Origin of the sequence: Rothia sp. (in: high G+C Gram-positive bacteria) (genome assembly GCF_030540545.1) — a bacterium.
Taxonomy (GTDB): Bacteria; Actinomycetota; Actinomycetes; order Actinomycetales; family Micrococcaceae; genus Rothia.
The window spans coordinates 315,401-331,089 of the sequence record NZ_JAUNVZ010000001.1 but is presented as its reverse complement, the minus strand read 5'-3'; the positions used below and the strand labels follow the sequence as shown (position 1 = coordinate 331,089).

General features: G+C 56.5%; 11 protein-coding genes and 1 tRNA gene. 6 read left to right on the top strand and 6 right to left on the bottom strand.

Annotation, left to right across the window (positions count from 1 at the left end; genetic code table 11):
- Positions 1–141: 141 nt before the first annotated feature.
- Positions 142–218: transfer RNA gene (locus tag Q4P78_RS01525), tRNA-Pro, on the top strand.
- 267 nt (positions 219–485) lie between these two features.
- Here the strand turns inward: Q4P78_RS01525 and Q4P78_RS01520 are convergent.
- Complete coding sequence (locus tag Q4P78_RS01520; protein WP_303338536.1) at positions 486–1,538, bottom strand: hypothetical protein; 1,053 nt, start codon at positions 1,536–1,538, stop codon at positions 486–488.
- Between the two features lie 227 nt (positions 1,539–1,765).
- On the opposite strand from Q4P78_RS01520, the gene Q4P78_RS01515 reads away from it, so the two are divergent.
- Both Q4P78_RS01515 and Q4P78_RS01510 read left to right on the top strand, forming a co-directional pair.
- On the top strand, positions 1,766–3,193 hold the full coding sequence (locus Q4P78_RS01515; RefSeq protein WP_303338535.1) for a cation:proton antiporter: 1,428 nt from the start codon (positions 1,766–1,768) through the stop codon (positions 3,191–3,193).
- Between the two features lie 490 nt (positions 3,194–3,683).
- On the top strand, positions 3,684–5,243 hold the full coding sequence (locus tag Q4P78_RS01510) for a molybdopterin-dependent oxidoreductase (protein WP_303338534.1): 1,560 nt from the start codon (positions 3,684–3,686) through the stop codon (positions 5,241–5,243).
- A 190-nt stretch (positions 5,244–5,433) separates the two neighbouring features.
- Here the strand turns inward: Q4P78_RS01510 and Q4P78_RS01505 are convergent, their stop codons facing one another.
- Genes Q4P78_RS01505 through Q4P78_RS01495 form a run of 3 tightly spaced genes read right to left on the bottom strand, consistent with a single transcriptional unit; the run spans position 5,434 to position 8,569 of the window.
- On the bottom strand, positions 5,434–6,075 hold the full coding sequence (locus Q4P78_RS01505; protein WP_303338533.1) for an LUD domain-containing protein: 642 nt from the start codon (positions 6,073–6,075) through the stop codon (positions 5,434–5,436).
- A complete protein-coding gene (locus Q4P78_RS01500; RefSeq protein ID WP_303338532.1) occupies positions 6,075–7,763 on the bottom strand; it encodes a LutB/LldF family L-lactate oxidation iron-sulfur protein in 1,689 nt (562 codons plus the stop codon). The genes Q4P78_RS01505 and Q4P78_RS01500 overlap by 1 nt, the downstream gene beginning before the upstream one ends.
- A 17-nt stretch (positions 7,764–7,780) precedes the next feature.
- The gene (locus tag Q4P78_RS01495) at positions 7,781–8,569 is read right to left on the bottom strand and encodes a (Fe-S)-binding protein (RefSeq protein ID WP_303338531.1); all 789 of its coding nucleotides are present in this window, start codon (positions 8,567–8,569) and stop codon (positions 7,781–7,783) included.
- A 1,020-nt stretch (positions 8,570–9,589) separates the two neighbouring features.
- Between Q4P78_RS01495 and Q4P78_RS01490 the strand changes: the two genes are divergently transcribed.
- Together Q4P78_RS01490 and Q4P78_RS01485 are read left to right on the top strand one after the other, a co-directional pair.
- A complete protein-coding gene (locus tag Q4P78_RS01490) occupies positions 9,590–11,257 on the top strand; it encodes an L-lactate permease (protein ID WP_303338530.1) in 1,668 nt (555 codons plus the stop codon).
- Positions 11,258–11,377: 120 nt separating this feature from the next.
- Positions 11,378–12,139, top strand: coding sequence for a FadR/GntR family transcriptional regulator (locus Q4P78_RS01485; protein ID WP_303338529.1), 762 nt, complete (start codon positions 11,378–11,380; stop codon positions 12,137–12,139).
- 347 nt (positions 12,140–12,486) lie between these two features.
- Here the strand turns inward: Q4P78_RS01485 and Q4P78_RS01480 are convergent, their stop codons facing one another.
- Positions 12,487–13,428: a phosphoribosylaminoimidazolesuccinocarboxamide synthase gene (locus Q4P78_RS01480; protein WP_303338528.1), complete on the bottom strand. Its 942-nt coding sequence runs from the start codon at positions 13,426–13,428 to the stop codon at positions 12,487–12,489.
- Between the two features lie 95 nt (positions 13,429–13,523).
- Positions 13,524–14,801, bottom strand: a complete 1,278-nt coding sequence (purD, locus tag Q4P78_RS01475) for a phosphoribosylamine--glycine ligase (protein WP_303338527.1) — start codon at positions 14,799–14,801, stop codon at positions 13,524–13,526.
- Between the two features lie 500 nt (positions 14,802–15,301).
- Between purD and Q4P78_RS01470 the strand changes: the two genes are divergently transcribed.
- A complete protein-coding gene (locus tag Q4P78_RS01470) occupies positions 15,302–15,625 on the top strand; it encodes a hypothetical protein (RefSeq protein ID WP_303338526.1) in 324 nt (107 codons plus the stop codon).
- Positions 15,626–15,689: the final 64 nt, after the last annotated feature.

The following is a 15,689-nucleotide window of genomic DNA, read 5'->3' as shown; positions in this document are numbered from 1 at the left end:
CAAAGAGCCGGTACAGTTCACCCTGTACCGGCTCTTTGCTCTATCTAGGCGCGATACACGCCCGTATTTTGGTATATGTATTTGCACAATGGGCGCGTATCGGTTACTATTGTTGAGTTGCTTCGGTAACGCTGAAGCCATCGGGATGTGGCGCAGCTTGGTAGCGCGCGTCGTTCGGGACGACGAGGTCGCAGGTTCAAATCCTGTCATCCCGACCACTTGAAAGGCTCTCTGCTTGCAGGGAGCCTTTCGTTTTACCCATTTCGCAGTACAGAAGATGCCGGATGCGCCACTCCCCGCAGCGCGGCATTGAGACGTCGCGGATGCTCAACCAAAAGTATTGGCTCCCTGCGTACAGAGAGCCAATACCGGATCGGCGATAACGAGGATCGCTGGGGAAAGAGAGATACAGAATTATCTATATCTCTATTGCCTGATGAAGCAGAAAATCTCTAGAGCATGCGCTCAGATAGAGGTTGGAATCTTTATCCCCTACCGGAGATAAGAGCCAGGGATGTTTCGCAGGGGCCGCGGCCGGTTAGCTTACGCAGCAGCACCGCAATACCCAGCACCAAAGCCACCATGAGGGCACTAAAGAGCACCGCATAACCGTACACCGCCCAGGTACTAGTACCGTTCACATAGGGCAGGATCATCTGATACGCCGGGTACGCACCGGCACCTAGCGCCAACAGCAGCACAGCGGAAACACTCAGCGACATCTGACCGGGGATGAGCGCCGTATTCAATAGCGCATTACCGGCAAGCAGACGAGCTAGCTCAGCGCACGCATAAATACTGGCGGCAATAATTACCAGAGTTGTCAGCCAGGGCAGGGTGCGCGTCCACTTCACAGCCGCCGGGGTAAACCATGCATAGGCGCTATAGGCGAGCGCGAAGAGTACCACCGGCACCGCGAGCTTAGTGCCCATATCCTCATAGAGGCGCCACAGCACCACACCGGCGCTGGCAATCCACGCATAATCCAGGGCATTACCCACCAGCGGCTGCGCATCGGCGGGAACTACAAAAGAGAGATAGCGATGAATAAAAATATCGCCCTGCGCGGCTGCCCTGCTTACTGCCTCCCCGATAAAAGGCAGGTGCGGGCAGATTAGCGCGGTATAGGCGACCTGAGCCCACAGGGGCAGGTACACAAAAATCACGGTGGTGAGCGTCACCACGGAGCAGGTAATCAGCAGATTCGGCACCAGCAACCCGCCTCCGGAGCGAATAAACGGCGCGGAAACCAGGAACATAGACCACACCCATCCAAAAGCGTAGAGGCCAATGAAACGGGTAATAGTTCCGGCAAAAAATTGCGGAAAGGCAGTCTTCTGCGCGTAAAGATAGGCGGCAATACCCAGCAGAGCCACAAAAAGAGTGGAGGCATCGGGCATGACCGAGAAAATCCAGGGGGCGCGGTTCACCGGAATAACGCGCAGGCTCACCAAAAAGGGCAGGGTCAGTAGCAGGACCGCCCAGGTGCGCCCCAAATCAATACCGGGGTTACGCGTGGTGGCAGAAGTATCAGCCATGATTGCTCCTTAGCGTCGGTGAGGCGAGTGGTTCTTCTAGTTTAGCGGGTCTATCAGCGCCCGAGGTGCCGCTACACACTATAGAGGCTATCCTTTTCAGCTGCTGAGAATGATTATGAGATACTGGAGGGTACCTTTTTCGCCGCACCCGCCCCACTATTTCGGGGCTGTGCGCTGTGATTCTACGGGGTGTACGGCACCCCGATCGTCTATCTCAAGCCGTTTTTATGCTGATATCTTCCGAGACTATTCTTCTAGCTAGCGAACACTCTGCCCTCGCCGAGAGCGCCCAGTACGTCTCCATTTTCTGGATTACCTTAGCGGCGTTTATCTCGCCCCTACTCTCGCGCCTGCTGCGTAAACGTATTCCCGATGTGGTCTTCCTGCTGCTTTTTGGTATGCTCATCGGCCCGAATGTTTTGAATCTTGCGGGCACTCAGGGTGGTATTCCCCTGCTGAAGGAATTGGGTCTGGGTATGCTCTTCCTCATTGCGGGTTTTGAGATTAACGCTCAATCTCTGCGTAGCCGTCAGGGCGGTAGCGCGGTACTGACTTGGTTTGTGTGTTTCAGTCTGGGTCTGCTGGGTGCGGCAAGCATTACGGGTTTCGCCATGAATGTGTACACCTATGTGGCGATTGCTGTGGCGCTAAGCTCCACGGCACTGGGCACTCTGCTGCCCATGCTCAAGTCCAATGGTGCCGCCGGTACACGCGTGGGTAATGCGGTGCTTCTGCAGGGCGCCGTGGGTGAGCTATTCCCGATTTTCGCCATGTCCCTGCTGCTTTCTTCTCACTCTCCGGGTGCGGCTTTGCTGATTCTGCTGGCATTTATGGCGATTGCGATTATTACCGCCCTGGTGCCCCATCATCTTTTTACTCGTATTCCGGGTTTGCGGGCTCTGATTGCTGCCGAGGCGAATACCACCGGTCAGACGGTGCTGCGCCTGGCAATGCTTCTGCTGGGCGCCCTCACCATGTGTACTGCGCTCTTTAATTTGGATGCGGTTCTGGGCGCCTTTGCTGCGGGTATTATTCTGCGTTCTCTGACTCCCGGAAGCGCCCTGCACCTGGTAACTCGCCGTCTGGAGACCGCCGGTTTTAGCTTTTTGATTCCGCTGTTCTTTGTGGTCAGTGGCATGGGTATTAATCCTGCGGCGGTTACGGCTAATCCCCTGGGTCTTATTGCCGTGGTGATTGGTATCCTGCTGGTGCGCGGTCTGCCTGTTTTTGTGGCGGAAATGTTCTTTAATACCGGTTCCGGTTTGGAGACTAAGAATGAGCGCGCCCAGTTGGCTCTGTATTCGGCGGCTGGTCTGCCGATTATTGTGGCGGTGACCTCTGTTGCCACTGCCTCGGATCTGATGAAGGATCAAACCGCCTCCCTGCTGGTTGCCGGTGGCGCGATGACGGTGCTGCTCTTCCCGCTGTGGGCGGCTGCGATTAACCGTCTGTTGCCCGCGCAGGCAGCGAGCGCCTCCGCCCCCAGCCGTAGGGAGCAGATTGCCGCTCTGAAAGCGAAGAAGAACTCCGAGGTTAAGCTGAGCACCGGTATGATTCCGGTGGTTGAGCTCAAATCTGCGGCCTCTGAGATTGGGTCTCGGGATGGCTCTCAGTTACTGGAAGACTCTGCTGAGTCTCAGAAGAGCACGTCCTAGAAAAGCCTTCTATAGTGTTTAGGCCCCCGCACTCGTTGCGGGGGCTTTGTGTTTAACTAACCCTTATATATATTCAGTGTATATACACCTTATCTCTTTGCGGGCGTCCAATGGACATTCTTACAAAAGATAGATTTTACGTTTAAGCCTTAGGGTCAGAAACCACAAAAGCACTATTCCGGGGCGAATCCGAGAAAAGGTCATTCTAACTGCTATAGTGCCGAATATGTGACGAGAGAAATGGTTACCACTACGTGGAAGCTTCCCCTAAATTCCGGGCTAAAACAGCCCAAAATTTTTTCTTAGTGACGGCGTGTCACAGCCCTTTATCTTTTGCAAAAGCTAAGAAAAAAGCTATGATGGAAGTATAAACCCGCACGGTTGATGCAAATTTTATAAGGCTTGTCTGACTACCCGTCATCAAGACCCGACCAAGGCGTAGAAACCGGCGCGGGCACACACAATACTGCATATATATGAAGGACAAGCCATGCATACCACTCTCTTAATGATGAGTAGCGGTGGCGTTGAGTTGGACTTTCCCGCTTGGCTTCGCATTACCCACTTCATCAACTTTCTGATGATGGGTCTGCTGATTCGTTCCGGCTGGGAGATTATCGCTTCGCACCCGCGCTTCTATTGGAATAACCACTGTACCCCCGGCTCCGAGTGGATTAAGTTCACCAAGGACAAGGTCTCTACCGTCCCCGGTGAATTCACCGCCCGCGACGATCAGCGCAGCCTCTCTCCCCTGATTTCTCTGCCCGGTAACGCCAAGATTGGTTTGGGTCGAGCCTGGCACGCACTGGTCACCTGCATCTGGCTGGTCAACGGCTTCGTGTACGTGACCCTGCTCTTTGCTACCGGCCAGTGGCGCCGTATTGTCCCCACCTCCTGGGATATCTTCCCCGAGGCATGGGAATCCATCACCATTTATGCGGGTCTGCAGATTCCTTCCATTGAGCATTTCCAGCCCTATGATGCACTGCAGAAGCTCATGTACTTTACCGTGGTCTTCATTGTGGCTCCGCTGATGATTGCAACCGGCCCGATTATGAGCCCGGCTTTCTGCGGCCGTTTCCCCGGCTACGTGAAGCTCTTCCGCAACCGTCAGACCGCACGTTCCATCCACTTCCTGGGTATGGCGTTCTACCTGTTCTTCTCCCTGGTTCACGTGGCTCTGGTGTTCGTGGTTCACCCGCAATACAATATTGCGCACATGATGCTCAACAAGCCCTACAACGAGGTCAGCGCGGCCGAATTTGCTCAGGCAGTGACCATGCTGATCCTGGGCATGGTTGGCGGCGTAGTCCTGTGGCTGGCAGCATCCTACTGGTCGCTGCGCAACCCGCGCTTCACCCAGACCTTCATCTGGGGCCTGACCAACCCGATCCGTTCCTTCACCTTCGACCTGATCAAGTCCAAGCAGGTAGCAAAGAAGGCCTTTACCGAGGCTGATATTTCGCCCTTCCACTGGGTTAACACCCGTCCGCCCACGGAGCGTGAGAGCACTGAGTGGAACCGCCTGAAGGAACAGAACTTCGTGGACTACCGCCTGGAGGTGGGCGGTCTGGTCGATCAGCCTGTTTCCCTCTCCATTGACGAGCTGAAGGCTCTGGGCAAGGAAACCAATATCACCATGCACACCTGTATGCAGGGTTGGACCGGTATTGCTAAGTGGGAGGGCGTGCGTCTGCGCGATGTGCTGGCTCTGGTGGAGAAGAAGCCTGAGGCTAAGTACGTCATGATCACCTCCTTCGGCCACGTGGGTCATACCTACGACGGTCGCCCGACCGAACCCTACTACGAGTGCCTGGATATCTCCATGGCTATGGAGGATGAGACCATTCTCGCCTGGGGCATGAACGATAAGCCCCTGCCGGATGTCTACGGCGGTCCCCTGCGTCTGCGTGCGGACTCCATGCACGGTTACAAGATGGTCAAGTGGGTTCAGAAGGTCGAGTGGATTCACGACTACGCCGAGCAGGGCGATGGTCAGGGCGGCAGCCGCGAGGATTCGGGTCTGCAGCACTTCGACGCTCGTGTCTAAGGGCTTAGATATATAGTCTTCGGTGCGTGCACACACCGCACCGTTGAAAGGCACTCCTTTGGCCCGTCTATCTGCATGGGCGGGCGAAGGAAAAGCCACTTCCGCTCAGAAGGGGGGTGGCCCGGTGAGTATTACACTCACCGGGCCACCCCCCCCTTCTATTAGCCGCTGAATCGGGCCAGTGCTCTATTTAGTTCAGGATAATGACATCCAGAGTACGCGGGCCGTGCACGCCCTCCACGCGAATCAGCTCAATATCACTGGTTGCGGAAGGACCGGAGATCATGGTCACCGGGCGCTCATAGGTAATGCGCTCAATAGCTTCGGGCACCAACTCAACCACGGAATCGCGAGACACCACGCAAATGTGGTGGTCGGGAACCAGAGAGATCGCGCGGCGACCCTCATCCGGATTGGAGTTCAGGAAAATGGTGCCGGTCTCAGCGCAAGAGACGGTAGAGGAGGTCACCACAGCATCCACCTCATCCAGCTCACGGTGGCTCAGAGCGTGCTCCTTCAGGGTGCTACCGGAGTCCACCACGCGCTTACGATCAGCGGTATCAGCCGGCAGCCAGGAGTCCTTCAGACCCACGGGAATCACGTAGGTGGACTTCTCGCCCAGGCGCTCAGCAATCACAGAAGCCAGGGTGTCTTCGGTTGCCTGGAAAACATTCGCCTTGTAGTCGATCAGACGATCGATCAGCATTTCAATGGTGTCTTCCTGGCTAATCTGGCTCACGCGACGGTAGTTACGTACCGGCTCGGGGGCGGTGAAACCATCGGAGAGTGCCGAACGGATACGGCCCAGGATAACGGACTTAGCATCAGACATTATGCGTTCTCCTTAGTGCTTGCGGTCTTCGCCTCAGCAGCCAGCTTGGCAACCTTAGCATCATTAGCGGCGGTCAGGGATTCTTCGCCCTGAGCCTTAGCAGCGTTAGCGTGCAGCTCTTCCAGCTTGCCCTTATTAGCGGCAATCAGAGCGTCAATATCCACGCGCGCAGCGGTATCGCGTGCCGGAGCACCCGCCTTCTCCTTCTTCCACCAGTTGCGGAAGGATTCCTTGGGCGGCTCGGGGATATCGCGGTAGTCGGTCCAACCGGAGACAATACCGGGCAGCTTAGAAATCTTGTGCTTCTTGCCGGTGATCAGGCGAGACATGGGCAGACCCTTCTCAGCCAGGGACATCATCTTGCCGGAGGAGAAGAGCTTCTTCGCACCGTACATCATGGCGTCCATCTGGGTGGGAGCAGCCTTCTTATTGCCGGCGAACTCGCCCACTGCCTTCTTGGAGTCAACATCCTTGCTGCGCAGGTGCACCAGCACCTCGGGGAAGTTAATCTTCACGGGGCAGACCTCGTAGCATGCGCCACAGAGGGAGGATGCGTAGGGCAGGGAGTTATTGTGTGCAGCCTCAATACCGGAGAGCTGCGGGGAGAGGATAGCGCCAATCGGGCCCGGGTAGGTCGAACCGTAAGCGTGACCGCCTGCGCGTTCGTACACGGGGCATACGTTCATACATGCCGAGCAGCGGATGCAGCGCAGAGCCTGACGACCCAGCTCATCAGCCAGCACAGCGGTACGACCGTTATCGATCAGGATCACGTGCAGGTTCTGGGGGCCATCGCCCGGGGTAACACCGGTCCACATGGAGGTGTAGGGGTTCATGCGCTCACCGGTGGAGGAGCGGGGCAGCAGCTGCAGGAAGGTCTCGTAGTCCTGGAAGGTGGGCAGCAGCTTCTCAATACCCATGAAGGAAATCAGGGTATCGGGCAGGGTCAGGCACATACGGCCGTTACCCTCGGACTCCACGATGGTCATGGTACCGGTCTCGGCAATACCGAAGTTCACACCGGAGACAGCAACCTTGGTGGAGAGGAACTTCTCGCGCAGACGGTTGCGGGATGCCTCAGCCAGCTCTGCGGGCTCATCGCTAATATCGGGGTTAATACCCTCAATCTTCTTGACGAAGATATCGCGGATTTCGCGGCGGTTGCGGTGAATTGCGGGCACCAGAATGTGCGAGGGGCGGTCCTCACCCAGCTGCACGATTTCTTCCGCGAGGTCGGTCTCGATGGCGTTAATGCCGTTCTCTTCCAGGAACTCGTTCAGACCGGTTTCTGCGGTTGCCATGGACTTAATCTTAATGATTTCGTCCACGCCCTCGGCGCGAATCAGATCCAGAGCAATCTGGTTTGCTTCGTGTGCATCGCGTGCCCAGTGCACGTGACCGCCGCGAGCGGTGAAGTTACGCTCGAACTCTTCGAGCAGTTCGGGCAGGTGAGCCAGCACGTAGTTCTTGGTCTGTTCACCGGTGGTGCGCAGTTCCTGCCAGTCGGGCAGCTCTGCGGTAACCTTGGAGCGCTTGCCACGGATTGCGTGGGTTACGAAACGCAGGTTATTGCGCAGCTGCTCGTTCTTGAGCTCTTCCTTCGCGTACTTGGGGAAGGGGATCTCTTCAAAAATATTGCCCTCGCCGTAGCTGACGACCTTGGGCATACCAAGCTGAATAGAAGTCATGATTAGTCCTTGAAGTCTTAGTTAGCCAGCTGAACCGGGCCAGTGATAACCAGCGGGTTTTCCTTGGTGGATGCGAGGATTTCAGCGAAGTGAATGGTCTGAACCTCGGAGTCACGGCGGGAAAGCGCGCCGCCAATGTTCATCAGGCAGGAGCAGTCGCCGCCGGAGCATACGGATGCGCCGGTTGCTTCCACAGCGTCGGCCTTGTCGTTGACCATTGCACCGGAAACGTCGGAGTTCTTAAAGGAGAAGGTACCGCCGAAGCCGCAGCACTGATCCAGGCCTTCCAGCTCGGTGTACTTCAGACCCTCAACGGTCTTGAGCAGATCCTGCTGGCGGGTGCCCAGACCCAGCATGCGCATACCGTGGCAGGAGCTGTGGTAGGTCACGTGCTCGGGGAAGTAGGAGCCCAGCTGAGCGGCTGCGTCGGTAATGCCCAGAATGTCGATCAGCAGGTTGGAGAGCTCGAAGGTACGTGCAGCGATCTGCTCAGCTTTAATAGCCAGAGCTTCATCGCCCGCGCGGCGAGCAATCATTGCCTGCTGGTGGCGCAGGGATGCCACGCAGGAACCGGAGGGAGCAACAGCTACATCCCAGTCCCAGTCGGAGAAGGACTCAACGTGGTTCTTCACAACCGGGTATGCGTCATCAAAGTAGCCGGAGTTTACGTGCATCTGGGAGCAGCAGGTCTGACCGGGAGGGTAAACAACCTCGTGGCCGAGACGTTCGAGAATTTCGACGGTCGCACGAGCGGTGCGGGGGTACATGCCATCAACAATGCACGTGGAGAAAAGTGCAATACGCATGATGCCGTCCTTCCTGTATTTAGTGCGGTTCCGGCACCTGATGCGTACGTATCAGTGGTGCGAGTGCCGGGGAAATATGTGGGAAGTGAGCGCTTGTGGCGCCTGCCCCGGGCATCTGCGGTACGCTATGTTCCTTCTGGTGGTGGAGCCGCGTGTGAGGTTTTTGTCTTTGACACTATTTTAGCTTTTCAAAGCTCTAAAAACTGAATTGAAATAACGCATAATTTTTTAATGAAATTATTACAAGGTATACCTTAGTTTTTAGTTAAGTCATTTCATATTTCACCGTCTGCGCTTCAGATGCAGATTGTGCGACACTTACTAACCACACTCTTTATATGGTGCACGTATTACGGGAAACAGGTGTATCCCCTAGTCAGGGCTACTTAGAGTCACCGTGACCTCTCTGTCAACGGGGTGCAAACACAACGACCATTCCAGATTCTTCCGAGCTGCACCCATCTAGGCGCATCGCATACTTGCCGTTACACCTATTCACTCTCAGCTCATAACGTAAGCAATCTTATACACCCTAGGGCGACACGCCGGCACCCAACATCCCTTCGAGGCGTATAGATATACGCTCACCACCCACTTCCACCCACACCCAGAGTCAGCTCAGATCGGATACCGGCAGCTCATCAAGGCCCCCATCGCGAAGAGCTGTCCCTCGCCTTCCCACTCAGGCGGCGCTTAATCCGGGAGAATTTTCATGTTTTGACACATTGATGTTCTGCATGGCTAATGGTCAGACCATAGAGCCCGAGAATTCAAGGAATACGGGGTATTTCAGCCCACACTCCCCGAGCATTCTGCCCTCTTAAAGCCCCTAAAACGCCCTAATCCATGCTCTCTCGAGCTTGAACTCTGCGCAGCTCATCACGTAAGGTACAGGTAACACATATTGGTCTTACCACATGCCCGATACTGTTCCTGCGCCACGGGCGCACAGCCACAGTTCGGCTCATGAGGTACCGGATCAAATTCATTGACAATTCTTCCGAACCAAGGAGGGCGGATATGTTCACCGCAAATATTCAGGCGGTGGGTAACTCCCTGGGCCTATCGGCTCTGGTGGCTACCATTCCGCTGCTGGCGTTCTTCGTGATGCTGCTGGGCGTTAAGGCTCGCGCACACGTTTCCGCGCTGGTAGCACTGGCTGTTTCTATTCTGGTCGCAGTTGTGGGCTTCACCATGCCCCTGGGTCTGTCCGCATACGGTGCCACCGTTGGTGCTGTTCACGGTCTGGTCATCTGCTGGGTTATTTTGGGTGCTATCTGGTTCTACCAGATCACCGTTCTTTCCGGTCGCTTTGAGGATCTGCGCCGCACCTTCGATATTCTCGGCGGTGGCGATCTGCGCATCCAGGCGATCCTGATTGCTTTCTGCTTCGGTGGTCTGCTGGAGGCACTGGCTGGCTTCGGTGCTCCCGTGGCAATTACCGCAACCATGATTCTGGCTCTGGGCGTTAAGCCCCTGAAGGCTGCAACCGCCGTGCTGATTGCAAACACCGCTCCGGTGGCGTTCGGTGCAGTTGCTGTGCCGATCGATACCGCTGGCCAGGTTGGCGGTAAGGATCCCCAGGTGATTGCTACCATCGTTGGTCACCAGGCTCCCCTGCTGGCTATTTTCGTTCCGGTTCTGCTGCTCTTCGTGCTCGACGGCATTCAGGGTGTTAAGGACGCTTGGCTGCCTGCTCTGGTCATCGGTATTTCCTTCGGTGCAGCTCAGTGGCTCACCGCTTCTACCGCTATTTACAACCTGACCGACGTGGTCGCATGTATCGCTTCCATGACTGTGGCTGTGCTCTTCCTGCAGGTATGGAAGCCGCGCGGTATTGAGGGTGTTCGCGAGCGTAACGGTCTGCCCGCTGCTTCCGAGAAGAAGGAAGAACTGCCCGCAGTTCGTATCTGGATGGCTGTTCTGCCCTACCTGATCGTGGTTGCTATCTTCGGTGTTGCAAACCTCTGGAAGGAACTGAAGAAGACCCTCGGTTCGGTCTCCGTCACCTACCGTATTGATGACCTGGCTAACGCCATGGTTGATAAGACCGGTAAGGCTGTGTCTGCCGGCCAGTACAAGTTCACCTGGCTGTCGAACCCCGGTACTCTGCTGATTATCTCCGGTCTGATTGTTGCTGTGATTTACTTCTTCTTCAACGAGAACGGTAAGTACGGCTTCAAGTTCCCGGCTATCTTCACCGAGTTCGGCTCCGTGGTTCACCGCATGCGCTGGACCATTGTGACCATCGCATCCGTGCTGGCCCTGGCATACGTCATGAACCTCTCCGGTCAGACCGTTGCAATGGGTACCTTCCTGGCATCTCTGGGTGTTGCCTACGCATTCCTGGCACCGGCTCTGGGTTGGATCGGTACCGCTGTGACCGGTTCGGACACCAGTGCAAACGCGCTGTTCTCCAAGCTGCAGGTCTCCGCATCCGATACTCTGCACGCTGCTGGCGTGACCGGTGCTACCCCCGAGCTCATGCTTGCTGCTAACACCACCGGTGGTGTGGTCGGTAAGATGATCTCCCCGCAGTCGCTGGCTATTGCAGCTACCTCTGTGGACATGGAGGGTAAGGAATCCGACATCTTCAAGGCTGTCGTTCCCTGGTCCTTCGCAATGCTCGTGGTCGTGTGTGCGCTGGTCTTCCTGCAGACCAACGTTCTGCACTTCATGATTCCCTAAAGTTCATCTGAGCTAATCACGGCTGAATGAGCTTGGGTAGGAGGCGGCGCGTTACGTATTGCACGTGGCGCGCCGCCTCCCGTCATACACACAGACATATTTCAGGGGTGAAGACTCGTGATGCAAGATCGTAGCTATTCGCTACTTCTTGATACTTTTGAACGCCGCCTGCGCATGGGCGAGCTGCGGGTGGGAGACCGCCTACCCTCAGAGCGTGCCCTGGCGGAAAAATACGGCATTTCTCGCCCATCGGTGCGCGAGGCTCTGCATATTCTCAGCGCGCTGGGTCTGATTCGTTCCTCCAGCGGTTCGGGCCCCAAGTCGGGGGCGATTGTTATTTCAGAACCCACCGATGCCATTAGCTGGTCCCTGCGCATGCATATTGCCACCCGTTCCCTACCTGTGCAGGATGTGGTCTCTACCCGTCTGCTGCTGGAGGGTAGCGCTGCTCGTGCCGCCGCTTTAGCTGAGGATTCTCCCGAGCGTAGTGCCGCCATTGCGCGCGCTCTGGAGCATTTGACGGAGATGGATAGCGAGCAGGTCAGCGATGAGCGTTTCCATTTTTGCGATGCTCGTTTCCACTATGAGCTTTCGGCTCTGGGCGGCAATATCGTACTGGATACCGTGATCGATTCTCTGCATATGGCGACCGTGAGCTATGTGCAGGAGGCTGTGCCTCAGCTGGAAGATTGGCAGGGCGTAAAGCGCACTCTGCAGCAGCAGCACCGCGGTATTTTGGAGGCGGTGGTTGCCCGCGATGAGCAGACCGCCTATGAGAGGGTGTGCGAGCATATTCAGTGGTTCTATGCTCTCTCTTCGGCGGCGCGTAAGGATACTCTGCCGCAGTGTCAGGAGCCGAGCGAGCAGCAGGAACTTCTCTAAGCCTTCTGCACGGGAAGCGGATACGGGGTGTGGTTGGGTGTTTATACCCGACCACGCCCCTGAGCTCTTAATGAGAAAATCTGCACCAATTTTCTCATTAAGGTGTTATTCCAGACGCCGCTCAGCTGCGTACCCAGTGGGTGTGGATCGGTGGCGCTTCTCCGGTAAGCGCCGACTATGTGGCTCCCCATTGGGATACCCTCAAGGATGTTCTCGAGGCTCTGGACGCTTTTGCTCGTCGTGCGGTTCTCGCACCTCGGCTCTATAACTTCTATCCCATAGCAAAAGGCTCTGACAAGGAGTAATTCCTTATCAGAGCCTTTTGTCTATATAGGTCAAGAAGCTAATTAAGCCTCGAAAGTGCGGCCGGTCAGACGCTCAAAAGCCTCAACGTAACGCGCGCGGGTCTTCTCCACGATCTCAGCGGGCAGAGCCGGAGGCTCCTCGCTACCGTTCCAGGTCTTACCATCCCAGCCGGATTCCTCCGAGCGCAGCCAGTCGCGCACGAACTGCTTATCGAAGCTGGGCTGAGACTTACCCGGCTCATACTCTGCCGCATCCCAGAAACGGGAGGAGTCAGGGGTGAGCACCTCATCGCCCAGGGTAATCTCGCCGCGGTAAGAATCGGTACCGAATTCCAGCTTGGTATCTGCCAGAATAATGCCGCGCTCACGGGCAATCTCTTCAGCTGCGGAGTAAATCTTCAGGGTCAGCTCTTCCAGGCGCTCACCCACGGGGCGACCCACCTCGGTGTAGAGCTCATCGCGGGTAATCAGCTCGTCGTGCTCACCCACCTCTGCCTTGCCGGTGGGGGTGAAGATCGGCTGCTCCAGGCGGGAGCCGTCCACCAGACCCTCGGGCAGCTGCACACCCGCAATTTCGCCGCTCTCGCGGTAAGTAGCAAGACCGGAACCGGTCAGGTAACCGCGGGCAATGCATTCCACCGGGAACATGTTCAGGGACTTGCAGATCATGGCGCGACCGGCAACCTCGGCGGGCACATCGGTAGAGAGCACATGGTTGGGCACAAGGTCGGCAAGCTGCTCGAACCACCACAGGGACAGCTGGGTGAGGATCTTACCCTTATCCGGGATGGGGGTGGAAATAATCTTGTCGAAGGCGCTAATACGGTCGGATGCTACGACCATGACCGAGCCGGCGCGCAGCTCGGTATTGTCGTCAATGACCAGGCCGGTTGCCTCATGGAAGTCTTCGTTCGGCACGTACAGATCGCGTACTTTGCCGGAGTAAATGTGGGTCCAACCGGGAATCTGCGGGGCGTTTGCCATGGGTGCTCCTTGCGGGTTGTGAATTGGAGTGTGTTTCAAGAATAAAGCACGGCACCCGAACCGTGCAGGTTTCGGATGCCGTGACATATAAAAATTTAGGGGGTGGGCACGCTAATGCGGTTTTCGACCGCCTTGAGCGCAATATCGGTGCGATACTGCACGCCATTCCACTCAATAGCATCAACACCGGCGTAAGCTGCATTGCGGGCCGCTTCCAGGTTCTCACCCAGAGCCACAACAGCCAGCACACGACCGCCGGAGGTGATAATCTCTTCACCCGAAACGGAGGTGCCCGCGTGAATTACGTGCACGCCCTCAATTGCTGCCGCTGCCTCCAGACCGGAGATAGCGTCGCCCTTGCGCGGGGTATCGGGGTAGTTTTCAGCCGCCATAACCACGTCCACTGCGGTGCGCGGATCCCAGTCCAGCTGCATATCTTCGGAGATCTCACCGCGAGATGCTGCCAGCAGCAGGGAGCCGAGCGGAGTGCGCAGGCGTGCGAGCACAGCCTGGGTTTCCGGGTCACCAAAGCGCACGTTGAATTCGATTACGCGCACGCCCTTGGAGGTGACGGCAAGACCGCAGAAGAGCACGCCGACAAAGGGCGTGCCGCGTTCTGCCATGCGTGCCACGGTGGGGCGGGCAACGGCTTCAACGACCTCGGTGACAAAGTTTTCGGGCAGCCAGGGCAGGGGGGTGTATGCGCCCATACCGCCGGTGTTGGGACCCTCGTCGTTATTGAAGATGCGCTTGAAGTCCTGTGCCGGGGACAGAGGCAATACATTCTTACCGTCGCTAATGACGAAGAGGGAGACTTCGGGGCCGTCCAAGTATTCTTCGATGACTACGCTGCCGCCGGCTGCAAAGCAGGATGCGGCGTGTGCCAGTGCTGCCTGGCGGTCTTCGGTGACGACAACGCCCTTACCTGCTGCCAGACCGTCGTCTTTAACAACATAGGGTGCGCCGAATTCGTCCAGTGCTGCGGCGGCTTCTTCTTCGGTGGTGGCGACCAGGGCGCGGGCGGTGGGCACGCCGGCTTCTTCCATGACCTTCTTGGCGAATGCCTTGGAGCCCTCTAGCTCTGCTGCTGCCTGGGAGGGGCCAAAGACTGCGAAACCCGCTTCACGCAGGGCGTCGGATACGCCTGCGACCAGGGGTGCTTCGGGGCCGATGACGATCAGGTCCGCGGCGATTTCGCGGGCGAGCACTACGGTTGCTTCGGGGTTATTTGCGTCGACAGCGTGGACAATGGCGTCCTGCGCGATGCCGGCGTTGCCGGGCGCATTGTGAATTTCAGTCACTGCGGGGTCGTTGTGCAGTGCTCGGATGATTGCATGTTCGCGGCCGCCGCCGCCCAGTACCAAAACCTTCATAGTTACTAGAGTAACCTACGGCATATGTTTTATGGCGACCTGTGTCCATTTTCTGTACGGGAATAGTGTTTTGTGAGCCATCACGCTTTAATTTCCATCAACCCCGTTTATCATCCGCTATAGGTTGATATTTTTGTCTGGTTGTTCACAAAAACCGGCCTTTAGGTGCTCTTTTTGACCGCTGACCTTTGCTTTTGGGGTTCGAAGGGGCATAAGGTTGAAGGAGCAATAGTTCATATCCGCCATTGGCTCAGCCGGTGCACAGACTCGGAAAATTTCACATATCAGGCGGATAAGCTTCACGAGGTTCTTGACCCTTGTATGAGCGAAATTCAGCTCAATATCTCAGCGCTATATATACACAAGCTTCCATATTCTTTTTCTTTAGCTCTAGCGCGCTACGCCCCTACATTTTCATGTCAATGGCTAGCGAACGCCGCTACCAGAGCATCCTGCGTGAGAACACACCCCATTCCACATACCTTGATAAGGAGAGCACTATGTCCAATACGCCCGAAAACACCCAGGCACCCCAGCCCCAGAGCAGCGAGAGCGAATTCTACGCCAAGGCGTTCCCGATTCTTGCCAAGGTTGCTTCGGTGACCGCGGTGCTCATGTATGTCTTCTACTTCCCGCAGATTATTGGTAACCTCAACGGCTCGAAGGGCGACTGGATTCAGCCTCTGGTGGCGGCTGTGAACTGCACCCTGTGGGTAACCTACGGTCTGTGGCGCCCTGCGGGCAAGCGTGACTGGCCCATTGTTATTGCCAATGCACCGGGTATTCTTTTTGGTTCCCTGGCTGCTATTACGGCTCTTATCTAATGCCTTGATCTAAGCGCCCTCCTGCATTCAGCGGGAGGGCGCCTACCTTTTAAAACTCATGGGA